The sequence below is a fragment of the Microbacterium limosum genome (assembly GCF_036324365.1).
Lineage (GTDB): Bacteria > Actinomycetota > Actinomycetes > Actinomycetales > Microbacteriaceae > Microbacterium > Microbacterium limosum.
The window spans coordinates 441,901-467,438 of record NZ_CP137080.1; the positions used below are offsets into that span (position 1 = coordinate 441,901).

Consider the following 25,538-nt stretch of genomic DNA (forward strand, 5'->3'; position numbering starts at 1 on the left):
CGGGGCGCGGTCAGTCCGCGCCCCGCACTGATCGAAAGGCAGACACCATGAGCGAAGCGATGCCGCTCCTCGAAGCCCGGGACCTCGTCAAGACGTTCCCCGGCGTCCGAGCGCTCGACGGCGTCTCGCTGCGCGCATACCGCGGCGAGGTGCACGCCCTCCTGGGCGAGAACGGCGCGGGCAAGTCCACGCTGCTCAAAGCCCTGTTCGGGGCCCACCGGCCCGACAGCGGCACGATCCTGGTCGACGGCGAGCCGGTCGCCTTCGCCGCTCCGTCGGACGCGATCCAGCGCGGTATCGCCATGGTTCATCAGGAGCTCAGCCTCGTCCCGCAGCTCGACGCGGTGCACAACGTGGTCCTCGGTCGCGAGGACGCACGCGCGGGCGTCATCAGCTGGCGCAAAGCGCGCAAAGAGGCGCTGCCCGCCCTCGCGAAGCTCGGCTTCACCGCCTCTCCGTCCACCCCGGTCGGACGCCTGAGTGTCGCCCAGCAGCAGCTCGTCGAGCTCGCCCGCGCGGTCGCCACGGGCGCTCGGCTCATCATCATGGACGAGCCGACCGCGTCGCTCACGACCCACGAGTCCGACCAGCTCTTCGCCGTCATCCGCCAGCTGCGCGATCAGGGTGTGGCGATCGTCTACGTGTCACACCGCCTCCCCGAGGTCCTCGACCTCGCCGACCGCGTGACCGTCCTGCGGGACGGCTCGACGGTCGCCGAGCTCGAGCGGTCGGCCGTCGACGGTGAGAGCCACCTCGTGCGCCTCATGGTGGGTCGCGAACTCGACGCCATCGGCCTCCCGCGGACGCGTGAGCCGGGCGAGGTATACCTCGAGGTCGATGAGCTGAGCGTTCCGGGGATGGTGCACGACGTGTCGCTCGCCGTGCGACGGGGCGAGATCGTCGGCATGGCGGGCATGGTGGGCGCGGGGCGGTCGGAGTTCGCGCTCGGGCTCATCGGCGCGCTTCCGTCGCACGCGCGGGGCGTCCGCATCGGCGGACGTCCGCGCGTGATCCGCAACCCCGGCCAGGCGATCGCGGCCGGCATCGCCTACCTGCCCGAGGACCGCAAGCATCAGGGCCTCGACCTCAAGCTCTCGATCGCGTCGAACGTCACGCTGCCCGATCCGCCCGGAGTCCTCGGTCTGCTCGACCGCAGGAAGCAGCGCGAGGTCGCCGCCCGCGTCATGGCCGATCTCGGCAGCAAGACCGCCGTCAGAGCGGCGGCGGGCTCGCTGAGCGGCGGCAACCAGCAGAAGATCGTCGTGGGCCGCTGGCTTCTCCGCGACAGCGACGTCTACATCTTCGACGAGCCCACGCGCGGCATCGACGTCGGCGCGAAGGGCGAGATCCACCGCCTCATGCGCGGACTCGCCGACCAGGGCAAAGCGATCATCATGATCTCCTCCGACCTCCCCGAAGTCCTCGGCATGAGCGACCGCATCCTCGTGATGCGCCGGGGGTGCATCGTCGCCGATGTGTCCCGCGCCGATGCGACGGAAGAAGTGATCGTCGCGCACGCGGCGGGTTAGGACCACCATGTCGACCAACACCCAGACCCCTCCGCGGCTCGACACCAAGGCGCTCAGCCTGCTCGGGGGCACGAGCTGGCCCGACCGGCTGCGCGCCGCGGCACGCGGAGCCGGCCTCGTCGCCGTCATCATCGCCCTGTTCGTCGCGTTCGGGGTGGCGAGCCCGTCGTTCGTCTCGGGCAACAACGTCATCGCGATCCTGTTGCAGGCGTCGGTCGTCGGCGTCCTCGCGATCGGACAGACGTACGTCCTCATCACGGGGGGCATCGACCTGTCGATCGGATCCATCGTCGCGGTGTCGGCCATCAGCGCGGGCATGTTCTCGCTCGTCGTGCCGCCTGTCCTCGCCATCCTCGGCGGGATCGCGGTCGGCGCCCTCGCGGGTCTCGTCAACGGACTGCTCATCACCCTCACGGGGATCACGCCGTTCATCATCACGCTCGGCACGATGAGCATCTACTCGGGACTCGCGCTCATCATCTCGGGCGGACGCGCCATCTACGAGATCCCGCAGGGTTTCAAAGACATCCTGGCCGGTCGCATCGCGGGAATCCCGATGCCGATCATCATCGTCATCGTCCTGACCGTCGCGAGCGCCCTGATCCTCAAGTTCACGACGTTCGGCGAATACCTGATCGCGGTCGGCGGCGCGGCCGAGACCGCGCGCCTGGCGGGCATCAAGGTCAAGACCATCACCGCCGGGTCGTACGTCGTGTCGGGTGCCGCCGCCGGACTCGCGGGGGCGATCCTCGTCGCGCGGCTCGGCGCCGCCGATCCGACGATCGGCGCCGACCTTCTGCTCATCGCCATCGCCGCCACCGTCATGGGCGGCACGAAGCTCACCGGCGGCGAGGGCAGCATGTTCGGAGCACTCTTCGGAGCCATCCTGATCGCCACGCTGACCGCCGGGCTCACGTCCCTCAACGTCCAGGCGTTCTACCAGCAGGTCGCCGTCGGCGCCGCGATCATCATCGCCCTGCTCATCGATCAGGTCGCACGACGGGCGCGCCGCGCATGATCTCGGTCAGCACGCGAGACGACGTGGGCTTCGTCGTCCTGGATCGCCCTCGCAAACTGAATGCGCTGACGACCGACATGCTCGTTACCCTCGAATCGGCCGTGCGCGAGCTCGACTCCGCGGGGCTCCGAGCGGTGGTCGTGTCATCCAGCGGCGCACACTTCTCGGCCGGAGCCGACCTCGCCGAGTGGGCAACCCCCGGGGCGACGGACGCTCAGCGCATGTCGCAGGCGGGAGCGCGGGCGTTCGACGCTCTCGCGGGCATCGCCGTGCCCACGATCGCGGTCATTCGAGGGGTCGCCGCCGGCGGCGGGCTCGAGCTGGCTCTCGCCTGCGATCTGCGCATCGCCGGGACGAGCGCCCGTCTCGGTCTCCCCGAGACGGGGCTGGCGAACCTGCCCGCTTACGGAGGGGTCGACCGCCTCGTCGCGCTCGTCGGCCGATCACGCGCCCGCGAGCTGCTCTACACCGCTGAGCTCGTCGACGCCGGACGGGCGGCCGAGATCGGCCTCGTCAACCGCGTCGTCGACGACGCCGCGCTCGACGACGAGGTGGCGCGCGTGATCGAGCAGGTCACCGCGGCGGATCCCCGCGCGAACGCGCTCGCCAAAGCGCTCACCGGTGGCACGCGCATCGACGGCCTGCTGGCGTCGTTCACGTCGCAGACCCCCGAGTCGCGCGAGCGCAAGAGCGCCTTCTTGGAGTCGCGATCGGCCGGCAAACGTGCCACCACCGCGACCGACATCGGAACACAGCCCACCACGAACGACGACCGAGGAGCCCGCGCATGACCGCGCCGACGACACCCCTGCACGACCTGATCGGACCGGGCGCCGCGACCACACCCGACGGCATCCTCGTCGCGAGCCTCGTCGACGGCCGACGCATCGTCGGCGACGCGCCGCCGTCCGCCCGCACGAGCCCGAGCGACAGCGGCCTGAGCTTCGGCGCGGCTCCTCTGACCGGCACGCAGGCGCAGTCGGCGATCGCCGCCGTCCGCCGCGGGTTCGACGATGGATCGTGGGGCCGCGCGACGGGCCGCGAACGCTCGCGGGTGCTCTGGAGGGCCGCCGAGCTGGCAGCCGACGCGACCGACCGGCTCGCCGAGCTGCTCGTCGTCGAGGCGGGCAAGCCGATTCGCGAGGCGCGCGGCGAGGTCGCCGCCTTCGTGAACTCGCTCGAGTACTTCGCCGGCCTCGCCCGGACGATCGGCGGTCGCACCGAGAACGACATCGACCGCTCGCTTCTGGCGATGACCGTCCGCGAGCCCGCCGGGGTCGCGGGACTCATCATCCCCTGGAACTTCCCCCTCGGCATCCTCGGCCAGAAGCTGCCGCCCGCCCTCGCCGCCGGCAACACGGTCGTCGTGAAGCCGAGCCCTCTCACGCCCCTGACCGCACTCGCCGTCGCCGAGATCCTGTTCGCCGCGGGTCTTCCGACCGATGCGCTGAGCGTCGTGATCGGCGACGGCGAGGCCGGCGCCGCGATCGTCGAGTCCGCCGACACCGACGTCGTGAGCTTCACCGGCTCGACCGGAGTCGGACGCATCATCGCGCGGAGCGCCGGCGCCAACCGCCTGAAGCCCGTCGCGATCGAGGCCGGCGGCAAGACTCCCGTCGTGGTCCTCGACAGCGCCGACCTCGAATCCACCGTCGAGGGCATCCTCTTCTCGGCCTACTTCAACCAGGGCCAGGTGTGCGTCGCCGGCTCGCGGATCCTCGCTCAGCGGGGCATCGCGGCCGACCTCGCCGCCCTTCTCGCCGAGCGCGCGGCAGGCATCCGACTCGGCGCACCGCGCGACGAGACGACCGAACTCGGACCCCTCATCTCGCGGGAGCACTTCGATCAGGTGACGGCACGCCTCAGAGCGAGCGTCGCGGCGGGCGCCGAGATCGTGGCGGGCGGCGACGGGGCGCTCGCGGACGCCGACGCGGGACCTTATCTGCAGCCCACGATCGTCCGGTCGGACGACGACGCGAACCCGGCCATCGCCGACGAGATCTTCGGTCCCGTCACGGCGGTGCAGACCTTCGACGCCCCCGGCGAGGCCGTCGCGCGCGCGAACGCCCAGGCGTTCGGCCTCGCCGCCTCGGTGTGGGGCCGCGACACCGACGAGGCGTTCGCGCTCGCTCGCGCCCTGCGGGTGGGCACGGTGTGGATCAACGGATCCACCGATGCGCACCCCGAGCTGCCGCTCGGCGGTCGACGCGACAGCGGATTCTCGCCCGAGTTCGGCCGCGAGGGCCTTGAGTTCTTCACCGCTCTCAAGACCGTCATGGTGCGCACCGGCGGCCCGGCGGCCCCCTGGTACGGGGGTGCGCGATGAGCCGCGGCTGGACGCTCGCCGAGGGCTGGGATCCTCGCCCGCTTCGTGGCGAGGTCGCCCTCGTCACCGGCACGCTCGGCGGCCTGGGACGCGCGATCGCCGACGGCATCGCTGCGGCGGGGGCGAAGGTCGCCGTGCACCACCTGCGTCAACCGGACGAGGCTGCCGCGTACGCCGACGAGCTGCGCGCTGGCGGGATCGAGGCGACCGTCGTCGAGGCGGACCTGACCGACTGGCACGAGGTCGAGCGCATGCTCGCCGCGATCGCCGATGACCTCGGACCCGTCTCGCTGCTCGTCAACAACGCCGGGATGATGCGCAAGAAGGCCTTCGCCGAATCGACGTTCGCGGAATGGCGCGAGACGATCGAGATCGACCTCGACGCCGTCTTCACCGTCACGCGCCTCGCGCTGCCGGCCATGCTCGAGGCGGGGCGGGGCACCGTCGTCAATGTGTCGTCTCAGCTCGCCTTCAAGGGCGCTCACGACTACGTGAGTTACAGCGCCGCGAAGGGCGGGGTCGTGGGCCTCACGCGCGCCCTGGCTCGCGAGGTCGGCCCCGGCATCCGCGTCAACGCGATCGCACCCGGCCCGATCGAGACGCCGATGACCGCCGAGTACTCGACGCCCGAGTGGGTCGCCGAACGCACAGCCGGCGCCGTTCTCCAGCGGCTGGGCACACCCGACGAGGTCGTCGGCGCGGTCGTCTTCCTCGCGTCGCCCGCGGCGAGCCTCATCCACGGGCAGGTCATCCACCTCAACGGCGGCGGGGTGATGGCATGACCCGCGGCGGAACGGCCACGGGGCCCCGCTTCATCTCCGCGACGCAGGCGGCCGAGCTCGTCGGGGACGGCGCGACGCTCGCAATCGGAGGATCCGGCGGCGGTCTCGTCGAGCCCGACCAGCTGCTGGCCGCCGTCGGCGAGCGCTACCGCCAGTCCGCGCACCCCGCGGGGATCACGCTCGTGCACACGACCGGGATCGGCGATCGCGCCGGCGCCGGCATGGATCACTTCGCCCAGCGAGGACTCGCCGACCGGGTCATCGCGGGCAACTGGGGCATGGCCCCCCAGATGAGCAGGATGGCCGCCGAAGGCGACTTCGAGGCCTACAACTTTCCGCAGGGCGTCATGAGCCAGCTCTGGCGCGACATCGCCGCGGGCCGCCCCGGGCTCGTCACCCACGTGGGTCTCGGCACCTTCTGCGACCCGAGGGTCGAGGGCGGTCGTCTCAATCCCCGAAGCACCGGAACGTTCGTCGAGGTGGTCGAGCTCGCAGGACGCGAATGGCTCTTCTACCCGTCGTTCGACGTCGACGTGTGCTTCATCCGAGGAACCACGGCCGATGAAGACGGTAACATCTCGATGGAGGAGGAGGCCGCGCGGCTCGAGATGCTCGCGATGGCCCAGGCGACGCACAACCGGGGCGGGATCGTCGTCGCGCAGGTCAAGTACGTCGCCCGCTCCGGAGCCCTCGACCCGCGGACCGTCGAGATCCCGGGGATCCTCGTCGACTACGTCGTCCACCACCCCGCCCAGAAGCAGGTCGTCACCCACGACTACAACCCGGGGTTCTCCGGCGCCGTGCGCGTCGCGCTCTCGACCCTGCCGCCCTTCCCGCTGGACGAGCGCAAGGTCGTCGCGCGGCGCGCGATCAGCGAGGTGCGTCCGGGCGACATCGTCAACCTCGGGGTCGGCATCGCCGACGGGATCGCCTCGGTCGCCGCCGAGGAAGGTGTCGACGACCGGTTCACCCTCACGATCGAGCAGGGCCTCGTCGGCGGGATCCCCGCGCGCGGCGTCATCTTCGGGGTGTCGACGAATCCCGCCGCGATCCTCGACCAACCGGCGCAGTTCGACTTCTACGACGGCGGCGGGCTCGACATCACCTTCCTCGGCTTCGCTCAGATCGACGCCGACGGAAACGTCAACGTCTCGAAGTTCGGCGGCCGCGTGGTCGGCACGGGCGGGTTCGTCAACATCAGCCAGAACGCCTCGACCGTCGTGTTCTGCGGCACCTTCACCGCGGGCGGACTCGTCGCGGTCGCCGACGAGGGACAACTGACGATCGAACAGGAAGGGCGCCACCGCAAGTTCGTCGATCGGGTCGAGCAGATCACCTTCAGCGGCGCCGAGGCGCTGCGGCGCGGGCAGCGCGTGCTCTACGTGACCGAGCGGGCGGTGTTCCGCCTCGAACCCGGCGGGCTCCGCCTCATCGAGCTCGCGCCCGGCGTCGACCTGCAGCGCGACGTGCTCGACCACCTGCCCTTCGAGGTCGCCCACGACGACCTCACGACCATGGCGACGGCTCTTTTCGTGCCCGAGCCGCTCCACCTCTCCCGTTCACCCCAGTTCTCCGAAGCGGAAGCACTCTCATGACGACTCAGACATTCGACTACGTGATCATCGGCGCCGGTGCCGCCGGATGCGTCCTCGCCAACCGGCTCAGCGCGGATCCCTCGGTGAACGTCCTCCTGCTCGAGGCCGGGGGCGCCGACTCGTCGATGCTCGTGAAGATCCCGGCGGGGTTCGGCAAGGTCATGGGCACGGCGGTCAACTGGATCTTCGACACGGCTCCGCAGAAGCATCTGCACGATCGGACGATGTTCCTCCCGCAGGGCAAGGTGCTCGGCGGGTCGACCTCGATCAACGCCATGCTCTATGTCCGCGGCAACCGCGACGACTATGACGGCTGGCGCGACAAGGGCAACGTCGGGTGGGGCTACGACGACGTCCTGCCCTACTTCACCGTGCACGAGCGCAACGAGCGGATCGCCGACGGGTTCCACGGGACGACGGGCGAGCTCAACGTCGCCGATCAGGTGCAGACGAACCCGCTGTCGAAGGCGTTCGTGCGAGCATCGCAGCAGGCGGGGATCCCCTACACGAGCGACCCCAACGGCGCGGAGCAGACGGGCGTGTTTTACCACCAGGTCACGCAGCGCGGCGCCAAGCGCGAGAGCGCCTCGACGGCCTTCCTGCGACCGGTCGCCCAGCGCCGCAACCTCACGATCCTGACGGGGGCCGAGGTCACCCGGATCGTCGTCGAGGACGGCGTCGCTACCGGTGCGACCTACACGCACGGCCGCGAGACGACGACCGTCCGCGCCCGGCGCGAGGTGATCGTCAGCGCCGGAGCGATCAACTCGCCGCGTCTGCTGCTGCTCTCGGGCATCGGTCCGGCGGACGAGCTGCGCGAGGCCGGCATCGAGCCCGTCCACGATCTGCCGGGCGTCGGCAAGAACCTGCACGATCAGCTCGAGGTCTACATCACGGTCGAGTCGCAGCAGCCGATCAGCTACACGGGCGAGGATCGCGCGCTGCGCATGCTCGGCCACGGGATCCAGTACACGCTCTACAAGACGGGCCCGGCGACGGCGACCGTCACCGAGGCGGGCGCCTTCGTGCGGAGCGATCCCGCGCTCGCGCAGCCCGACATCCAGCTGCACATGCTCCCCGTGATCGTGAAGTGGAAGGACGGAGCCCGCACGGCCGAGAAGGTCACGGGTCACGGCTTCACGATCCTGGCGTGCGCCATCCGGCCGCGGAGCCGAGGAGAGGTGCGCGTCACCTCCGCCGACCCGAGCGTTCCGCCGATCGTGGATCCGAACTACATGGCCGACGAAGAGGACTGGAAGACCTCGGTCGCGGGCCTCCGGATCATCCGCGACATCCTGTCGCAGCCGGCCTTCGCCCCCTACGTCAAGAGCGAGACGATGCCGGGGTCCGACGTCACGACCGATGCGGATCTGCGCGCGTACATCACGGAATGGGGCAAGACCGACTACCACCCGGTCGGCAGCTGCCGGATGGGTGTCGACGACCTCGCCGTCGTCGATCCCGAGCTGCGTGTCCGCGGACTGAAGAACCTGCGCGTCATCGACTCGTCGATCATGCCCGACATCATCAGCGGCAACACCCAGGCGCCAGCCATGATGATCGGCGAGAAGGGCGCCGCCCTCATCCTCGGGACGAAGGCACCGGTCGCCCGATGAGCGACCTGCGCCTGCTCGAGGGCGACGGAACGGTGAGCGCGGTCGAGCTTGGACCGGGCCTCACCGTCTCGAGACCCGCCGAGCCGCCCCGATCGCGCACGGTCTATGCTGCGGCTCACGTCGTGCCGGTCGCCTGGGCCGAGAACGTCCCCGGGCACCCCGCCGTCGTCGACTGGGACCACACCCTCGCGTTCCGCCACCACATCTGGTCGTGGGGCCTTGGCGTCGCCGACGCGATGGACACGGCGCAGCGCAACATGGGCCTCGGCTGGTCGGCGACCGCCGAGCTCATCCGACGGAGCGCGCACGAGGCGAGCACCGTCGGCGGCCGGCTGGTCGCCGGGGTCAACACCGACCACCTCCCGAACGACGCCGCGACTCTCGCCGAGATCATCGACGCCTATGCGATGCAGCTCGAGGTCGTCGAGGACAGCGGCGCCGAAGCGGTGCTGATGGCGTCTCGCCACCTCGCCCGCGCCGCCGAATCCCCCGCCGACTACGAACGCGTGTACGCGGCGGTCCTCGGGCGGGCCTCGCGACCGGTCGTCCTGCACTGGCTCGGTGAGCCGTTCGACCCGATTCTGCGGGGATACTTCGGTCCCGACGTCGAGACGGCGATGCAGACGGTCGTCCGCATCATCGACGACCACCGCGACACCGTGTCGGGCATCAAGATGTCACTCCTCGATCCTCGGCACGAGATCACCCTGCGACGACGTCTCCCCTCCGGCGTCACGATGTTCACGGGCGACGACGACAACTACGTGTCGCTCATCGCGGGCGACGACGCCGGACACTCGGACGCCCTGCTCGGAGCGTTCGCGGCCTTCCCGCCCGCCGCGGCGCTGGCGGTCGCCGCACTCGACCGAGGCGACACCGAGGAGTACCACCGCGTCCTGGGGCCGACACAGCCCCTCGCGCGGCAGATCTTCAGCGCCCCGACTCCGTTCTACAAGACCGGGGTGGCATTCCTCAGCTGGCTCAACGGACACCAGCCGTCGTTCACGATGGTCGGGGGGCTCCACGCCGGCCGCAGCCTGCGGCACCTCAGCGAGATCATCCGACTGGCCAACGTCGCCGACGTGCTCGAGCAGCCCGAACTCGCTCGCGAGCGCTGGCACCGGATGCTCGAGCTGCACGGCGTATGACCGCGTCCGCCGAGCTCTCCCGGTGCTCGCTCAACCAGGCCACGATCAACGACGCCGATCTGGTGACTGCCATCGAGGCGTGCGTCCGCGCCGGCATCCCCTCGATCGGGGTGTGGCGCCGACAGCTCGCGCAACGGGGAGCACTCGAAGCCTCGCGCGCGCTGCGCGCTGCGGGACTGCGGGTGTCGAGCCTGTGCCGAGGAGGCTTCTTCACGTCGGACGACGACTCCGGGTGGCGACGCGAGCTCGACGACAACCGTCGGGCGATCGACGACGCCCACACCCTCGGAAGCCCCGTGCTGGTCCTCGTGCCCGGAGGGATCCCCGACGGCGGCTCGCTCGCCCGGGCGCACGCGCGCGTTCGTGAAGCAATCGAGGCGCTCGTCCCCCACGCCGCCTCCGCCGGCATCACGCTCGCGCTCGAGCCGATGCACCCGGTGTTCGCCGCCGACCGCGGAGTCGTCTCGACGATCGCCCACGCGCTCGAGATCGTCGACGGCCTGCCGGCCGAGATCGTCGGGATCGCGGTCGACTCGTACCACGTGTGGTGGGATCCCCGGATGACGGAGCAGATCACCCGAGCGGGCGCCTCGGGACGACTCGCCCTCGTCCAGGTCGCGGACTGGCTGCCGCCCACGGGCGATCCGCTCGTGGCACGGGCGTTCCCCGGAGAAGGTCGCATCGACTTCGCCTCGTTCGCGACCGCGGTCGAAGCCGCCGGGTACACCGGATCGATAGAGTGGGAAATCTTCAACGCCTCGCTCTGGAAGGACGATCCGCTCCGCGTGGCCGCTCGAGTCGCCGAAGCACACCGTCTCCTGCTGGCACCCGCTCTCTCGCACGGGAATCCGCCGTCGCAGCACGTCGCCGACGAGGAAGCGCCATGACGCGCGCGGTCGTCATCGCCCCCGATTCGTTCAAGGGCACTCTCGCCGCGGACGATGTGGCCCGGGCGATGGCCGCAGGCTGGTCCAGCGTGCATCCCGACGATCGCATCGAGCTGCGCCCGCAAGCCGACGGCGGCGAGGGGACCCTCGACGCGGTCGAGGCGAGTGTCCCCGGAGCTCGCCGCCACCGCGTCCCCGGCGTGACGGGTCCGGACGGTCGTCCGGTCGTCGGCGAATGGGTCGAGCTGCCCGACGGCACAGGAGTCGTCGAGCTCGCTCAGATGTCGGGGCTTCCGCTGATGCGCGAGCTCGATCCGCTCGGTGCCACCTCGCGCGGTCTCGGCGAGGTGATCGCGGCCGTCATCGACGCGGGCGCGTCGCGCCTGCTCATCGGGCTGGGCGGCTCGGCCTCGACCGACGGCGGTCTGCCCGCTCTCGAGGCGATCGGCGACCGGCGGCCGCCCGAGGGCGGCGCACTGCTGCTCGCCGACGTCACCGCTCCCCTGCTCGGCCCCGCCGGCGCTGCCGCCGTCTTCGGACCGCAGAAGGGCGCGAGCCCCGAGCAGATCGCGCTGCTCGAAGAACGACTGTCGCTCATCGCCGAGCGCCTGACGGCCGATCCCGAAGAGCCGGGCACGGGCGCGGCAGGAGGCGTCGCCTACGGGCTGCGCCACTGGGGCGCGACCCTCGCGAGCGGATCCGTCTACATCGCCGAGGCGACGGGTCTCGGCGCGGCGATCGTCGGCGCCGACGTCGTGCTCACCGGCGAGGGCCGCTTCGACAGCCAGTCACTCACCGGCAAGGTCGTCGGGACCGTGATCGGCCGGGCCGCGGCGGCAGGAGTCGCCTGCGGCGTCATCGCGGGGGCCGCCGCCGAGGATCCGCCCTGCTGGATCGCGACGCTCGTCGACGAGGCCGGATCCCTTCGGGCTGCGATGGACGAGCCCGCCCGGTGGCTCACGGCAGCCGCTCGACGCGCCGCACGGGAGCTCGTCTCATGACGATGCCGATGGTCGCACTGAACGACGGGAACGCGATTCCGCGCATCGGGTTCGGTGCCTACCGGGTGGTCGACGATCTCACCGTCCTGACCCTGCTGACAGCCCTCGAGATCGGGTACCGCAGCATCGACACCGCCTCGATCTACGGCAACGAGGTCGGGATCGGTCGGGCAATCGCCGAGTCCGATCTGCCGCGCCACGGCCGGATCTGTGCTCCCGGCCGTCGCGACGTTCGCCTGGTACTTCATCGTCCGCGCGATCGCGCACCGGGTGATCATGCGGTTCGAGCCCGTTGACGCCGACCTGCGTAACGAGCGGATCCGGGAGCAACGGCTGGCGGAGATCTACGGCTGAACCGCTGCCCCATGACCGTCCCGACCCCAGCCCAGATCGCCGCCCGCGTCGCCCCTCGAAGAGGCGCTGCCGCGGCCGCGCGCAGCACCCCCGGCGGGCGCCGGATCTCCCGCAAAGCGGCGCAGCAGATCCAGGAGCTCGCCACCACACCCGCCGACGTCGACGCGGCGATCGCGCACCCGCACTCGACCGAACGCACCCACCAGGACAACGGCACCTTGTACGTGCAGGGAGATCTCGGCGTGATCGTCCCCGATGACGACCGGACCCTCATCGTCGGCCTCGTCCGGGTCGACCCCGACACGGGACCGCTACGCCGCGGCCGCCGCGCGGGTGGCGGACCCGCACGCCGGATGCCCACGACCGCGACCGAAATCGAGCAGTCCCTTCACGCGCACGGCTTCCAGACCCTCCCCACGCGCGGCGGGCATCGCAAGGCGACACATCCTGCCCATCCCGGTGTGGTTATCACTGTGCCCCTGACTCGCCCCGGCGTGTCCGGAGACATGATTCCTTGGAAGGATCTGTCTCATGGGACGTCCTGTCGCGCGTCAGGCTTAGTGGCAGGGGTTGTTAGTTGCTGAGGCAGCGCCCCTACTGGAAGGTCTAAGAACTATGAGTCATCCCCCGGTGATCCCGGCGGAGAAGAAGATCCGCATTGTGTTGAGCGTGCTTCAGGGTGAGATCTCGATCGCGGAAGCCGCGCGTCGGGAGAAGGTGTCCGAGCAGGCGATCGGGAACTGGAAGCGCCAGTTCCTCGAGGGCGGGAAGGCGGGGATTGAGGCGGGCAAGTCGAAGCCCACGTCCCGCGAGCAGCAGCTCGAGGACGAGGTCGCCGAGCTCACCCAAGCGCTGGGTGAGGCCGCGGTCGAGATCCGGGTGTGGAAGAAGTCAGCTGAGGGCCGGCTGGGCCCTTCGAGGACCTCGAGGTGATCCGCACCGAGGCGGGCATGCCGACCGCGAGGTTCGTGGACATGATCGGCGTGCCCGAGCGGTCGTATCGGCGGTGGCAGGCCAAGGCCCGTGCCAACCGCCCGCCGAAGGGTCCGTGGCCGCAGCCGGCGCGCACCGCGGTCCGCGACGCGGTCGTCGCTCACGCGAAAGCGCACCCGGCCTGGGGACACCGGAAGGTCTGGGCGATGACCCGTCACGACGGGCACCCGGTGTCGCAGGCGACCGTGTTGCGGCTACTGCGCGATGAGGGTCTGATCCTGGGCGCGAACTACCAGCGGGAGCGGCGCCGCCTCGCCGAGCGGCGCAAGGCCGCCTTCGCGAAGGAGCCGACGGGCCCGAATCAGGTCTGGCAGCTCGACTTCTCCGAGTACGAGACCACGACCGGCGGCACCTGGCGGATCGCGTCGTGCCGGGACTACTGGGCGAAGTACGAGTTCGACGCGCACGTGTCCCCGACCGCGAACATGCACGACGCCGTCGCCGCCGTCGAGCTCGCCCTCGCCGAAGCAGAAGCGCTCCTCGGTCACCCGCTGATCGACGAGTGTCAGATCGACGAGGCGACCGGCGAGATCCTCCCGGTCCTGACGATCGTGACCGACAACGGCGGCCCGTTCCGCTCGTTCACGTTCGAAGCGTTCATCGCGACGCGCCCCGAGCTGCGGCACGTCCGGACGCGGGTTCGAACGCCCGGGCAGAACGGATCACGCGAACGCGGGTTCGGGACGATGAAGTACGAGTGGCTGTTCCGAGAAGAGATCGACGACGGCCTCCAGCTCGTCGAGCACGTGAACGCCTACCGGCACGACTACAACCACGTCCGACCGCACGAAGCGATCGCCTGGAACCGACCCGCTGACGTCTACGCCGGCACCGCCGACCCCACCATCCCCAACTTCGAAACCAAAGAAATCCTGCCAACTACTTGACGCGGGACAGTCCCAGTAAGTATCCGCGCGAGCTTCGTGAGCGCGCTGTCCGCATGGTCGCCGAAGTGCGGTCCGATTACCCGAGCGAGTACGCCGCGATCACTGCGGTGGCGCAGATGCTCGGGATCGGGTCTCCCGAGACCATCCGGACATGGATCCGACGGCAGCAGGTCGATGCCGGCGACCGGCCCGGCGTCACGACTGACGCGGCCGAGGAGATCAAGCGACTCAAGCGGGAGAACGCCGAGCTGCGGCGCGCGAACGAGATCTTGAAGGCGGCTTCGGCTTTCTTCGCGGCCGAACTCGACCGGCCACTGAAGCGATAGTCGCGTTCATCGAGGACCACAAGGACCGCCGTGATGGTGGGTTGCGGTGGGGTGTCGAGTCGATTTGCGCCGTGCTCACCCAGCACGGCTGCAAGATCGCCCCATCGACCTACTACGACGCCCGCGGGCGGGGACCGTCCTCACGGGAGTTGTCCGATGAGCGGTGGAAGCCGATCGTCCTCGCGACCTGGCAGGGCCAGCGGAAGGTGCTCGGCGCCCGCAAACTCTGGCTCCGGCTCCGCCGCGACGGGCACGAGATCGCTCGCTGCACGGTCGAACGCCTCATGCGAGACCTCGGTATCGCCGGCGTCGTGCGTGGGAAGCGGAAGCGGCCGATCGACACGGATCTGCGGGAGACCAGGCCCGCCGACCTCGTCGACCGGCACTTCGCCCGGTTCCGCACGAACCAGCTCTGGGTGGCCGACTTCACCTACGTCTGGACGTGGTCGGGGTGGGTCTACGTCGCGTTCGTGTTCGACGCGCACTCCCGTCGCATCCTCGGCTGGCGCGCCGCGACGAGCATGACCACACCGCTCGTGCTGGACTGCCTCGACATGGCCCTCTGGACCCGGCGGCGTGAAGGCGTCGCCGGGTTCGGCGGCCTCACGCATCACACCGACGCGGGCAGCGTCGGCGAATTCAACTGGTCGTCGCAACACCGCCTGTTTGCAGCAAGTGTAGGTGTTCGTCGAGCGCTTCGGCGGGGGTGCGCCACCCGAGTCGCTTTCGGGGTCGCGTGTTGAGGGCGTGGGCGACAGCGGCGAGGTCGTCCGGGGACCAGCGTGAGAGATCTGTGCCCTTCGGAAAGTACTGCCGGAGCAACCCGTTCGTGTTTTCGTTGGTGCCACGCTGCCAGGGGCTGTGAGGGTCTGCGAAGTAGACCGTCAGGCCGGTGTCGATGGCGAACTGGGCATGAGCGGACATCTCCTTCCCGCGGTCCCAGGTCAGCGAGCGTTTCAGTTCCGCCGGCAAGGTGCTCATCGCTGCCGCCAGCGCCCTGTTCATCGAGAGTGCCCCGTAGCCGGATAGCGCCGGCCCGTTCTTCGGGATCGGCTGTTCCCGCCACCCGTCCTCGCGAGGCAGATGAACGAGCGTAGTGAAGCCGGTGGTGCGTTCGACGACGGTGCCGATCGCGGACCTGTTGATGCCGATGATGAGGTCGCCCTCGTGGTGACCAGGGATCGCGCGGTCTTCCGCCTCGGCGGGCCGCTCGCTGATCAGGACGTCGGCGGTGACGTGAGCCCACGGCACCCGCTTCGAGCGTGCTCGCGGCATGCGCAGTGCTCGGCCGGTGCGCAGACACAGGATGAGCTCGCGCTTCAGGGCACCGCGACTCTCGATGAACAGCGCCTGGTAGATGGCCTCGTGGCTGATGCGCATGCTGTCATCATCCGGGAAGTCGAGCTTGATCCGGTTCGCGATCTGCTCCGGACTCCACCCCGTGACCCACCGGCGATCCTTCCGGTGAGGCTTGTTCCTCCCGATCCACTGCGGCGACACCGGCCCAGCGACAACACTCCCGTCAGGCCGTCGGATCTGGCCGGAGAGCCGCTCCTGAACATACTCACGCAGCCGAGGGTTCGCGGCGAGCTTGGCGACCTTCGGTCTTCGTGCGAACAGCTCCGCCTTCCACTGCGCGACCGAGGCGCGATAGTCCAGCTTCCCACCTCGCGTCGCGGCGTTGCGGCGCAGTTCCCGCGAGATCGTCGACGGGCTGCGGCCCAGTGCCCTGGCGATCGCCCGGACCCCGGTCTCCTTCGCCTTGAGAATCGCGATCTCCTCGCGTTCAGCCAACGACAGATACCGGCCCGACGGCGCCGGCCACGAATACGGTGACATACCGCCTGATTGTCGGAACCACCGCGAGCCGACAACGGGAGCCACGCCGATCGCGACGCCAGCTTCGGCCGGGAGCAGCCCGGTGCTGATCTTCGTCCAGAACTCGCGCTCGCGCGCACGCGGGTGCCCTGGGTGCCCGGGAGAACGCATCGGCGCCCGCCCGGTCACTTCCCTCATCCAATCCGATGGTCGTCCCACAACACCCTCCGATCAGGTGTTGCTTCCACCGGTTGAATCCGCCGTCTACACGTCGATCGCGTTCACCGACCGGCTCGTAGAGGAAGGAATCGACCCCTCGGTCGGGTCCGTGGGCGACGCGTACGACAACTCGCTCGCGGAGTCGCAGATCGGGCTCTACAAGTCCGAGCTCATCCATCACGAAGGCCCCTGGCGAGACGTCGACGAGGTCGAAGCGGCGACCGCGTCCTGGGTGCTGTGGTTCAACACCGAGCGCACCCACGGCTCGATCGACGACCTCACACCGCTCGAGGTCGAGCAGCTCGACTACGCTCGCAACGAACCGGTCGGAAGAGCCGGCTGACACCAGCAAAACGCTCTCCGGACATGCCGGGGCGAGTCACTGATCCATGTGGCCGGAACCGTGCGCCTCGCCGACGTGTCCGCTGTCCTCGGACCGTGGATCCGTCACCGCCGGTGTTCCATGTCCGGCGTGGGCCATGTTGTGGTCGTGTGTGTGCGCTTCGCCGTGGGGGGTGGCGTCGGCAGGTCCGTGGTGATGGTGGGCGTGCGGATCAGTCATTGCTGGCGTACCTCGTTCGGATCAGGGCGCTCTTTGTCCCGGCCTCGTTTGGCCTGATGAGCGTAACGATATACCCCAGGAGGGTATTCCGCTACGGTTTGCTCCGTCTATGCGTGGAACCCGTAGCGCCCCGCGGATCGATTACTGGTCGGGATTCCCTTGCCTACGGTGGGGCCACAGTCAAACGCCGTGGCCCCACCGCGGTGGACTCTTACGCCGGGGTGGCCGCGTACTTCGCCGGGTCGGCGTCGAAGAGCGGGCCGCAAGCTGCGCAGCAGAAGTAGTAGCGGGTGCCTTCGTAGTCGCGGAACAGGCCGGCGGCTTCGGCATCTGCCTTGACCACGGTGCTTCCGGTCATCACGGGGCATTCAGCGAGGTCTTCTGCGGACGGGGCGAGGAGGTCCTTGCGTCCCTCTGCGTCGACGGCGGCGTGGTGGTTGTGGCTGCAGCAGGAGCCGGTGGAGTTCTCTGACATGGTGTTTCTCTTTCGGTATCAGTGGTGTGTTCCGACGGTGACTGCCGTGGTCACGGTTTCCCGCGTTTGGCTGGCCCTCGTCGGAGAGGGGTCCGCCGCCTGGCTGCGGAACGAGCGCAGGCGGAGGCTGTTGCCGACGACGAAGACGCTGGAGAACGCCATCGCCGCGCCGGCGAGCATCGGGTTGAGCAGTCCGAGCGCGGCGAGCGGAATCGCCGCCACGTTGTATGCGAATGCCCAGAACAGGTTTCCCTTGATCGTGCCCAACGTCTTACGTGACAGGCGGATCGCGTCCGCTGCGCTGCGCAGGTCGCCGCGCACCAGCGTGATGTCGCTGGCTTCGATGGCGACATCCGTGCCGGTGCCCATCGCGAGCCCAAGGTCGGCTTGGGCGAGCGCGGCGGCGTCGTTGACGCCATCACCGACCATCGCCACGGTCTTCCCCCCTGTCTGCAGGCGTGTGACGACGTCGACCTTGTCCTTGGGCAGCACTTCGGCGATGACTTCGGTGATTCCGACCTCCGCGCCGATCTGCTCCGCCACAGCGCGGTTGTCGCCGGTGAGCAACACGGGGGTCAGGCCCAGGCGTCGGAGCTCGGCGATGGCTTCTGCACTGGTGGGCTTGACCGTGTCGGCGACGACGAGGATCCCGCGGGCCTGCCCGTCCCAGCCGATCGCGACAGCGGTCTTGCCCCGGCGCTCCGCTTCCGCTTTCGCCGCGGCGAGGTCTGCGGGGAGGTGCTGTGACCAGTCCGAGAGGAGCGATTCCCGTCCGACGAGCACTGCGTGCCCATCGACGACCCCTTGCACGCCCTTGCCTTCGATGTTCGCAAAGTCCTCCGGAGTCGGGAGCGGGCCGACTGTTTGGGTGGCCGCCTTGGCGATGGCCTGGGCGATGGGGTGCTCGGAGGCGTCCTCGAGGGCCCCCGCCAGACGCAGCACGTCTTCACGGTCAACGCCGTCAGCTGTGTACACGTCGGTGAGAGTCATTTTCCCGGTGGTGACGGTGCCGGTCTTGTCCAGCACGACGGTGTCGATCTGGCGGGTGGATTCGAGGACCTCGGGGCCCTTGATCAGGATGCCCATCTGCGCGCCGCGTCCGGTGCCTACCAGCAGCGCGGTCGGGGTGGCGAGTCCGAGTGCGCAGGGGCAGGCGATGATGAGCACGGCCACCGCCGCGGTGAATGCGGCGGCCGCGGGGTACCCTGCGCCCAGCCAGACTCCGAGAGTTGCCACGGCGATGGCGATCACGATCGGGACGAAGATCCCGGAGACGCGGTCGGCGAGTCGCTGAACTTCGGCCTTGCCGGATTGGGCGTCCTCGACGAGTTTCGCCATCTGGGCGAGCTGTGTGCCGGCGCCGACTCTCGTGGCGCGTACGACCAGCCGCCCGCCGGCGTTCACGGTCGCGCCGGTGACGGCGTCGCCTTCGCCGACCTCGACCGGCACGGACTCGCCGGTGAGCATGGACGCATCCACAGCAGAGGTGCCGGAGAGGATGATGCCGTCGGTGGCGATCTTCTCGCCGGGGCGCACGACGAATTCGTCACCGGCCTTCAACTCGCTGGTCGGTACCCGGCTGAGCGGTCGGTGCGGCTGGAGGATGGACGCGAGCTCGGCTTCCGGCAGTGCCTACTCGCTGTGGGGAGTGCACCGCGATCCGCCCCGGATTCGCCATTGAATGGCGTCTTCCCGTTGCATCGTGCTGCCGACGCACTGCGCATCCGCGATCATGTCGCCGGCGACTTCGCTGGTCGATCCGTGACGGTGCTCGGCGCGGGTCTGATCGGCACGGAAGCGGCGAGCTTCTTCGTCGCCGCGGGAGCGGAGGTGCACCTGGTCGCGCGATCGGACCTTCCACTGGTGGCGACGCTCGGCATCCCGATCGCCACCCGACTGCGGGACCTGCACCGCGAACACACGACCTTCCACGGTGGACGGGCGGTGACCTCGCTGCGCCGCGCCAGCAACGGCGGCGTCGAGGTGCGCCTCGACAGGCATCACATGGGAGTCCGACCTCGTCGTCACCTCTCACGGCACGACACCGGCGACGGGGTGGGTATCAGCGGGAAGCACCGCCGGCATCGGCGTCGACAGGTCGCTTCGAGCTGACGCGCTTCCCCGCATGTATGCGGCCGGCGGCGCGGTGTTGTATCCGTGGGGAGACGGAACTCGGGTCCGAGTTGACCACTGGGACGATGCTGTCGCACAAGGTGCTCACGTCGCCCGGAGCATGCTCCACGATCTGAGCATGGGCGAAGATCCGGGGCCCTACCGCCCGGTCAGCGGCTACTCGGTGAGCATGTACGGTTCTTCGCTCACAGGCGTCGGCATTCGTGCACCGGGGACCCGTGCCCGAACGGAGACGGCCGCGGAGGGCGGCCTGGTCACGACGTTCGCCGAGTCCACCGGCGGCGTGACGGGCGCTGTCGGCTGGAAAGCAACGCGGGCGATCCAGGCACTCCGCCAGGGCATCATCGGCGCATAAGTGTTCCCAGCGGCGTGCTAAAGGAGGATGCTACGGTGTGCACCGGACGGAGGTAGAGCATGAATGTCGCGCGCCGCGGCTTGCGCCCGCAGATCTCGCTGCGTGGAGCGCTCCTGCTCGCGACGGCTGCTCTGACAATCATCGTCGGGCTCTTGGGCATGCACACCTTCACCGCCGACGCGGCCGGTCACCGAACCGCCGCACCTGCGCACGCGGTTTCCGAGAACAGCATGCACTCGTCCGGGAACGCGCAAAGCGATGGGACGGCGGCCCCCGCCACGTCGGGGCTCGCCGTATGCGATGACGCCTGCATGTCCGGCCCCGCGGGTGGGCACGCGGACATGATCACCGCATGCGTTCTTGCTCTTCTTGCTGGCCTTGTGCTGCTTCTGCGTCCCGGGTTCTCGTACCGACTCGGGCCTCCCCTGATGTCGATCCTCCCCAGGCTCCGGCCGGGCGCCGCGCGCACACTGAGCCGCGCCCCGTCACTGACCCTTCTTTCGATCAGTCGTACCTGAGCGGTCGACGTCGGCGCCGTGCCGACATGCAGCACCGTCCCGGACGGGCGGCAGCTGCGTCGACCCTTTCTCGGACTGAATCGAAGGAACGATGATGAAGAAGCTCCCCCTTGCGCTGAGCACAGGCGTGCTCAGCCTCGCCCTGGTCCTTACTGGCTGCACGGACGCGTCCGCCCCCACCGGAGAGGCAACCTCGTCGTCCGAGGCACCGAACGCGGCGGCGACTGAAGCGGACGAGATGTTCGTCACCATGATGATCCCGCATCACCAGCAAGCCGTTGAGATGTCGGACATGGTCCTCGCGAAGGACGGCCTGGATCCGCGCGTCGCGGATCTCGCCGAGCAGATCAAACAGGCCCAGGGCCCCGAGATCGACCGGATGCGCGGCTGGCTTGAGGATTGGGGCGTCGAGTACGACCCTGACGCCACCGAAGACATGGATCACGGGTCCATGGGCGGTTCGATGGACGGGATGATGTCCGAGGAGGACATGGCCGCGCTGGAGAGCGCAGACGCTGCCGAGGCCAGCCGTCTGTTCCTCGAGCAGATGATCAAGCATCACGAGGGCGCCGTCGACATGGCAGAGACGGCCCTCGAGGACGCGAAGAATCCGGATGTCCTCGAGCTCGCTCAGCAGGTGATCGACGACCAGACGGCCGAGATCTCCACCATGCAGGCACTCCTCAGCGAGCTCTGAGACCGCGGGGTGGGTCGGGCCCGAACCGACCCACCCCGCTCTCACGCCCCTGACGCGCACACCTCATCTCAGCCGCCCGTCACTCTCCTGACGCTGAACCCACGCGTTCGAGTGTTCCGAGATTGACCACGTCGGCGACCATCCGCCCCACGGAGCCCCTCATGAATCGCCCCATCCTCTCCCTGACAGCCCTCTGCATCACGGGCGTCGCACTCACCATCACCGGCTGCACTGCGCAAGCTGACGAGCCCGCCGCCGTCCCGCCGACCATCGGCCATATTCACGGCGTCGCTGCAGACCCGCGAGGCGAGGAACTCTTCATCGCCACGCACACCGGCATCTTCACCCTCACCCCGTCCGGGACAGTCGCTGGACCTATCGGCGGTCACGACTTCGATGCCATGGGATTCACGGTCCTGGACGACAGCTTGTTCGCCTCCGGCCACCCCGGGATGGAAACGTCCGCTGAGCTCGGGGCCCCAAACCTGGGGATCATTCGCAGCGACGATTTCGGTGAAACCTGGTCACCTGTAGCGCTCAATGGCAGCGCGGACTTCCACGTCCTCACCGCGGGCCCCGATGGGACGCTCTACGGATTCGCGTCGACCGAGGTGGAACTGCTGATCAGCGTGGATGAGGGCCGCACCTGGACCCCTGGCGCTTCGTTCGCCGCCGCAGACCTCGCCGCCACCGATGACGGTCTCTACGCCGCCACCGAAGCGGGCCTGCAGGTCAGCACGGACCAGGGCCGGACATTCACCCCGGCCACGGGTGCGCCGGTGCTCTACACACTGGATGCGGCCGCGGACGGCTCGCTCGCCGGTGTCGGCACCGACGGCTCCGTGTGGTCGCAGGGCCCGGACGGGGCCTGGCAGAGTCTGGATACCGTCCAGGGTGCCGCGCAGGCGTTCAGCGTTATCGGGGAAGACAGGTTCATCCTCGTCGACGATCGCGGCGTGGTGGAGATCACCCCCGATTCGGCTCGCGTTCTCTCCCCGGCCCGCTAACCCACTTACGAGTCCGAGTCAGGAGATGCACATGGACCGTCCCACAAGTCTTCTCAAGAATCCGGCGTTCTTCATCACGGCCGGCACGCTCCTGGTCATCGTGCTGACGATCGCCAGCTACTTCCTGATCGGGGGCATGTTCGGATGAACCGCCTTCCCGTGTGCCAGACATGTTCACCACACGCCGACGACCATGCCCCATCGACGCCCCACCCTGCGAATCGCGGGCACCGAAGGCTCGTGCGTCTCGGGTGGGCGCTGTTGTTCATCGGCCCCGCGTTGACCGTGATGCACCTGATCATCGACGCTCAGCGCGGTGGCGCTGGCACCGTCTGGACGTACACGATCCTCAGTGGCGAGGTGGGGGTCATCGCCACGATCATCGGTGTCGCTCTCGTGTTCCGGGAACCTCGAGGGGCGCGGCATGATTCTCGATGACCTCTGGATCGACGCCCTCTGGTCGATCATCCCGACTCTCGCGATCAGTGCCGTGTTCTGGTTCGTCTTGCGGGGGATCCTCCGCGCCGATCGCAACGAACGAGCAGCGTACGCACGAATTGAGAAAGACCTCCGCGCGGAACGAGCAGCCCAGGCCGCCGCCGCACACAGCGGTATGGCTCCCGGCTCCGACACGGGTGCGCTCACGGCTGAACGCGGCTCGGCTACGGGTACGACATGGGCGAGGCAGTCTGGCACGCGCTGTTCCACGCCGTGTCCTCGTTCAACAACGCCGGTTTCGCGCTCTACAGCGACAACCTCATGGGCTTCGCCGCCGACCCCTGGATCTGCCTGCCCATCTGCGCCGCGGTCATCCTCAGCGGCCTGGGCTTCCTCGGGTTCTTCCGTTCCGTGCAGACCCGCACGGCGGGGTTCAACTCGGTCGACATAGGTCTCATGCACGACGAGACGTGGGTCGGCATGGACGTCCTCATGATGATCGGCGGGGGCCCGGCGGGCACGGCCGGCGGCATCAAGGTGACGACGTTCGCCGTCCTCTTCTTCATCCTCGTCGCGGAGCTGCGCGGCGAGGGGGCCGTGTCGATCTTCGGCAAGCGGCTCTCCCGCGCCGTGCACCGCGAGGCGATCACGGTCGTGCTCATCGCGCTCCCGGCGGGCACGGCCGGCACCGTATCGCTGATGCTCATCACAGGACAGGCCCTCGACCGCGCCCTGTTCGAGGCGGTGTCCGCGTTCGGCACCGTCGGGCTCTCCACGGGCATCACGTTCGACCTGCCCCCCCCCGCCGCCGAGGTGGTCCTCGTCCTGCTCATGTTCCTCGGCCGCATCGGGCCGCTCACCCTGGGTTCCGCCCTCGCCCTGCGCACGCGCCGCGTTCTCTACGAATACCCCAAGGAAAGGCCCGCCATTGGCTAGGTTCACGATCTTCGGCGACACGTCCCGGCGCATCGCCGAGGCGGACTCCGTGGCCGTCATCGGCCTCGGACGCTTCGGCACCTCGCTGGCTCTCGAGCTGATGGCCACCGATCGCGTCGAGGCGTTCGCGCAGCTGCGCTAGGGATCAGCGGTCGGCGCCCGGCGTCGATCCGAACCGGGCGCGGTACGCGCGGTGGAAGGTGCCCACGTCCCGGAACCCCGACGTGCGGGCGACCCATGCGACCGACCGTGCGGCGTGCGAGGGCGCACTCAGGAGCTCGCGCGCGCGGTCGAGCCGCTCGTCACGCAGCCACGCGGAGAACGTCTGACCCTCTCCCGCGAATGCCGACTGGATCGTGCGCGTCGTGCGCGCGAAGGCGCGCGCGACGGCACCCACGTCGAGCGCGGGATCGCCCAGCCGGGAGCGGGCGTACGCGCGATACGAATCGACCCGTGCCGGCGGGGGAGCGTCCGGGTCGTCCGCGGCGATCGCATCGAGCAGCTCGACCGCCGCGGAGGCCATGGATCGCGCCGCAGCCGTCACCCCGGATCGCAGCGCCCGGGAGAGCAGTCCCATCTGGGCGCCGAGCAGCGCACCCGACCGGCTCGCGGCGAGCCGGTCGTCGAGGTCGGGCAGCAGGCTGACCGTCTTCGGGGCCAGCATCCCGCGCGGCACCCGCAGGGACAGCAGGTCGAGTCGCCGTCGAGGATCGACGACGACGCTGAACGGGCGGGCGTTGTCGAGCACGACCGCGGACCCGCCGGCCACCCGGTGCTCGCGCCGGTGCTGGCGCAGGGCCCAGGAGCGAGGGCTGTAGTTGACGAAGAGACCGTCATCGGCGACGCGCGCGAGCGAGCCGCGGTCGCGGTGGGCGCTCACTCCCGGGGTGGAGATGATCCCCACCGCGAGGTCGTCGAGTGCGTAGAGGGCGAAATCGGCCGCGAAGGCCCCGCCCGCGGGTCGCTCCGGACGCACGCCGACATACACGTCGGCGATGCTCTCGCAGAAGTGCTCGTAGTCGGGGCCCGGCAGCAGCCCGCGGGTCGTGCCCCGGACGACGGGACCGAGTGGAGCTTCACCGATTGACATGGGATTTCATCGAGCGCCGGTGCTCGATCCTTTCGCGTGTTCCTATCGTGGTGCTCTCAGGGGCGGGATTCAACCGCGACCCGCGCGAGCGCGCATCGATGAAGGAGGACGACGATGTCTGATCGGACCACGATCCTGTTGGTTCACGGAGCATGGCACGGGGCATGGTGCTGGGGGCCCGTGCGGGAGCGTCTCGAGGCGAAGGGGTGGGACGTCGTCGCCATCGACCTGCCCACCGTGCACGCCGCGGACAAGGCGGAGCTGGGCATGGCCGACGACGCCGCCGCCGTCGCCGAGGCGATCGCTTCGATCGAGGGAGGGGTCACGGTCGTCGCCCACTCGTACGGCGGTGTACCCACGACGCAGGGTGCGCTGGATCCCTCCGTGCACCACATCGTCTACATCGCCGCGTTCGCGCTGGACGAGGGGGAGACGCTCCTGGCGAGCGTGGGAGGGGTCGAGCCGGATTGGTGGCACATCGAGGGGCCGCTCGCGACGGCGGGCGACGAGTCCCACCCGCCTCGCGAGCTGTTCTTCGGCGATCTCGATCCCGCGCAGGCCGCGTGGGCGAGCGCGCAGCTCGCCTCGCAGTCGGCGAGGGCGTTCCGAGAGCCCCTCACGCGGGTCGCGTGGAGGGACACGCCGAGCACCTACGTCATCACCGAGCAGGACGCGATCTTCCCGGTCGTCGCCCAGGAGGCCCTCGCGGCGCGGTCGGGTTCCGAGGCCCACCGGCTGGCGACGAGCCATTCGCCGTTCCTGTCGCAGCCCGACGCCGTCGTCGACATCATCGAGCGTGCCGCCCGGGTGTGATCCCGGGCGGCCGCC

The 25,538-nt window shown here is 69.5% G+C and carries 26 protein-coding genes and 3 pseudogenes; 25 read left to right on the plus strand and 4 right to left on the minus strand.

Translation table 11 applies throughout. The annotated features are described in order from the left end of the window. Window positions 1–47 precede the first annotated feature (47 nt). From RYJ27_RS02170 to RYJ27_RS02245, 16 genes are all read left to right on the plus strand, one after another. A complete protein-coding gene (locus RYJ27_RS02170) occupies window positions 48–1,529 on the plus strand; it encodes a sugar ABC transporter ATP-binding protein (protein ID WP_330171149.1) in 1,482 nt (493 codons plus the stop codon). Window positions 1,530–1,536: 7 nt separating this feature from the next. Next, window positions 1,537–2,547: an ABC transporter permease gene (locus RYJ27_RS02175; protein ID WP_330171150.1), complete on the plus strand. Its 1,011-nt coding sequence runs from the start codon at window positions 1,537–1,539 to the stop codon at window positions 2,545–2,547. Next, a complete protein-coding gene (locus RYJ27_RS02180) occupies window positions 2,544–3,338 on the plus strand; it encodes an enoyl-CoA hydratase/isomerase family protein (protein ID WP_330171151.1) in 795 nt (264 codons plus the stop codon). The genes RYJ27_RS02175 and RYJ27_RS02180 overlap by 4 nt, the downstream gene beginning before the upstream one ends. Next, complete coding sequence (locus RYJ27_RS02185; RefSeq protein ID WP_330171152.1) at window positions 3,335–4,873, plus strand: aldehyde dehydrogenase family protein; 1,539 nt, start codon at window positions 3,335–3,337, stop codon at window positions 4,871–4,873. The genes RYJ27_RS02180 and RYJ27_RS02185 overlap by 4 nt, the downstream gene beginning before the upstream one ends. Further along, a complete protein-coding gene (locus tag RYJ27_RS02190; RefSeq protein WP_330171153.1) occupies window positions 4,870–5,655 on the plus strand; it encodes an SDR family NAD(P)-dependent oxidoreductase in 786 nt (261 codons plus the stop codon). Before RYJ27_RS02185 ends, RYJ27_RS02190 begins: the two co-directional genes overlap by 4 nt. Next, complete coding sequence (locus RYJ27_RS02195) at window positions 5,652–7,250, plus strand: acyl CoA:acetate/3-ketoacid CoA transferase (RefSeq protein WP_330171154.1); 1,599 nt, start codon at window positions 5,652–5,654, stop codon at window positions 7,248–7,250. Before RYJ27_RS02190 ends, RYJ27_RS02195 begins: the two co-directional genes overlap by 4 nt. Continuing rightward, a complete protein-coding gene (locus RYJ27_RS02200) occupies window positions 7,247–8,866 on the plus strand; it encodes a GMC family oxidoreductase (RefSeq protein WP_330171155.1) in 1,620 nt (539 codons plus the stop codon). Before RYJ27_RS02195 ends, RYJ27_RS02200 begins: the two co-directional genes overlap by 4 nt. Further along, on the plus strand, window positions 8,863–10,014 hold the full coding sequence (locus tag RYJ27_RS02205; RefSeq protein ID WP_330171156.1) for a dihydrodipicolinate synthase family protein: 1,152 nt from the start codon (window positions 8,863–8,865) through the stop codon (window positions 10,012–10,014). The genes RYJ27_RS02200 and RYJ27_RS02205 overlap by 4 nt, the downstream gene beginning before the upstream one ends. Then, window positions 10,011–10,901: a sugar phosphate isomerase/epimerase family protein gene (locus tag RYJ27_RS02210; RefSeq protein WP_330171157.1), complete on the plus strand. Its 891-nt coding sequence runs from the start codon at window positions 10,011–10,013 to the stop codon at window positions 10,899–10,901. Before RYJ27_RS02205 ends, RYJ27_RS02210 begins: the two co-directional genes overlap by 4 nt. Next, window positions 10,898–11,902 carry a glycerate kinase gene (locus tag RYJ27_RS02215; protein ID WP_330171158.1) on the plus strand — a complete coding sequence of 335 codons (1,005 nt, stop codon included), beginning with the start codon at window positions 10,898–10,900 and terminating at the stop codon, window positions 11,900–11,902. Before RYJ27_RS02210 ends, RYJ27_RS02215 begins: the two co-directional genes overlap by 4 nt. A gap of 210 nt (window positions 11,903–12,112) precedes the next feature. Continuing rightward, the gene (locus RYJ27_RS02220) at window positions 12,113–12,256 is read left to right on the plus strand and encodes a hypothetical protein (protein WP_330171159.1); all 144 of its coding nucleotides are present in this window, start codon (window positions 12,113–12,115) and stop codon (window positions 12,254–12,256) included. Window positions 12,257–12,267: 11 nt separating this feature from the next. Then, entirely contained in the window at window positions 12,268–12,840 is a 573-nt protein-coding gene (locus RYJ27_RS02225; protein WP_330171160.1) for a type II toxin-antitoxin system HicA family toxin, read from the plus strand. 31 nt (window positions 12,841–12,871) lie between these two features. Then, the gene (locus tag RYJ27_RS02230) at window positions 12,872–13,189 is read left to right on the plus strand and encodes a transposase (RefSeq protein WP_330170253.1); all 318 of its coding nucleotides are present in this window, start codon (window positions 12,872–12,874) and stop codon (window positions 13,187–13,189) included. Further along, on the plus strand, window positions 13,186–14,136 hold the full coding sequence (locus tag RYJ27_RS02235; RefSeq protein WP_330170254.1) for an integrase core domain-containing protein: 951 nt from the start codon (window positions 13,186–13,188) through the stop codon (window positions 14,134–14,136). The genes RYJ27_RS02230 and RYJ27_RS02235 overlap by 4 nt, the downstream gene beginning before the upstream one ends. Next, window positions 14,133–14,462: a transposase gene (locus RYJ27_RS02240; RefSeq protein WP_330171161.1), complete on the plus strand. Its 330-nt coding sequence runs from the start codon at window positions 14,133–14,135 to the stop codon at window positions 14,460–14,462. The genes RYJ27_RS02235 and RYJ27_RS02240 overlap by 4 nt, the downstream gene beginning before the upstream one ends. Window positions 14,463–14,470: 8 nt before the next feature. Beyond that, window positions 14,471–15,205: an IS3 family transposase gene (locus RYJ27_RS02245; protein ID WP_330171960.1), complete on the plus strand. Its 735-nt coding sequence runs from the start codon at window positions 14,471–14,473 to the stop codon at window positions 15,203–15,205. On the opposite strand, the gene RYJ27_RS02250 is transcribed toward RYJ27_RS02245, so the two are convergent. After that, window positions 15,102–16,478, minus strand: coding sequence for an IS30 family transposase (locus RYJ27_RS02250; protein WP_422732878.1), 1,377 nt, complete (start codon window positions 16,476–16,478; stop codon window positions 15,102–15,104). The two genes, RYJ27_RS02245 and RYJ27_RS02250, sit on opposite strands and share 104 nt — an antisense overlap. 37 nt (window positions 16,479–16,515) lie before the next feature. Here RYJ27_RS02250 and RYJ27_RS02255 point away from each other — a divergent pair, with 37 nt between their 5' ends. Then, window positions 16,516–16,842: an integrase core domain-containing protein gene (locus RYJ27_RS02255; RefSeq protein WP_422732854.1), complete on the plus strand. Its 327-nt coding sequence runs from the start codon at window positions 16,516–16,518 to the stop codon at window positions 16,840–16,842. A 430-nt stretch (window positions 16,843–17,272) separates the two neighbouring features. Here the strand turns inward: RYJ27_RS02255 and RYJ27_RS02260 are convergent, their stop codons facing one another. Continuing rightward, the gene (locus RYJ27_RS02260) at window positions 17,273–17,536 is read right to left on the minus strand and encodes a YHS domain-containing protein (protein ID WP_330171162.1); all 264 of its coding nucleotides are present in this window, start codon (window positions 17,534–17,536) and stop codon (window positions 17,273–17,275) included. A gap of 18 nt (window positions 17,537–17,554) precedes the next feature. Beyond that, window positions 17,555–19,114, minus strand: a pseudogene (locus tag RYJ27_RS02265) (heavy metal translocating P-type ATPase); the annotation flags it as partial. 12 nt (window positions 19,115–19,126) lie between these two features. Here RYJ27_RS02265 and RYJ27_RS02270 point away from each other — a divergent pair. The 7 genes and pseudogenes from RYJ27_RS02270 to RYJ27_RS02300 form a co-directional block, all read left to right on the plus strand. Further along, window positions 19,127–19,648: an FAD-dependent oxidoreductase gene (locus tag RYJ27_RS02270; protein WP_422732855.1), complete on the plus strand. Its 522-nt coding sequence runs from the start codon at window positions 19,127–19,129 to the stop codon at window positions 19,646–19,648. A 139-nt stretch (window positions 19,649–19,787) separates the two neighbouring features. Beyond that, on the plus strand, window positions 19,788–20,024 hold the full coding sequence (locus RYJ27_RS02275; protein ID WP_146222129.1) for a hypothetical protein: 237 nt from the start codon (window positions 19,788–19,790) through the stop codon (window positions 20,022–20,024). A 59-nt stretch (window positions 20,025–20,083) separates the two neighbouring features. Then, window positions 20,084–20,542 (plus strand): DUF6153 family protein, encoded by a 459-nt coding sequence (locus RYJ27_RS02280; RefSeq protein ID WP_330171164.1) that lies wholly within the window; start codon window positions 20,084–20,086, stop codon window positions 20,540–20,542. 91 nt (window positions 20,543–20,633) lie between these two features. Then, window positions 20,634–21,239, plus strand: coding sequence for a DUF305 domain-containing protein (locus RYJ27_RS02285; RefSeq protein ID WP_422732856.1), 606 nt, complete (start codon window positions 20,634–20,636; stop codon window positions 21,237–21,239). 161 nt (window positions 21,240–21,400) lie between these two features. Next, on the plus strand, window positions 21,401–22,246 hold the full coding sequence (locus RYJ27_RS02290; RefSeq protein ID WP_330171165.1) for a F510_1955 family glycosylhydrolase: 846 nt from the start codon (window positions 21,401–21,403) through the stop codon (window positions 22,244–22,246). A gap of 657 nt (window positions 22,247–22,903) precedes the next feature. After that, window positions 22,904–23,620 (plus strand): annotated as a pseudogene (locus RYJ27_RS02295) (potassium transporter TrkG); the annotation flags it as partial. After that, a pseudogene (locus tag RYJ27_RS02300) lies at window positions 23,613–23,726 on the plus strand (TrkA family potassium uptake protein); the annotation flags it as partial. The pseudogenes RYJ27_RS02295 and RYJ27_RS02300, both read left to right, overlap by 8 nt. Window positions 23,727–23,765: 39 nt before the next feature. On the opposite strand, the gene RYJ27_RS02305 reads toward RYJ27_RS02300, so the two are convergent. Then, a complete protein-coding gene (locus tag RYJ27_RS02305; RefSeq protein WP_330171166.1) occupies window positions 23,766–24,710 on the minus strand; it encodes a helix-turn-helix transcriptional regulator in 945 nt (314 codons plus the stop codon). Between the two features lie 114 nt (window positions 24,711–24,824). Between RYJ27_RS02305 and RYJ27_RS02310 the strand changes: the two genes are divergently transcribed. Next, window positions 24,825–25,523, plus strand: a complete 699-nt coding sequence (locus RYJ27_RS02310; RefSeq protein WP_330171167.1) for an alpha/beta hydrolase — start codon at window positions 24,825–24,827, stop codon at window positions 25,521–25,523. The last annotated feature ends 15 nt before the right edge of the window (window positions 25,524–25,538 follow it).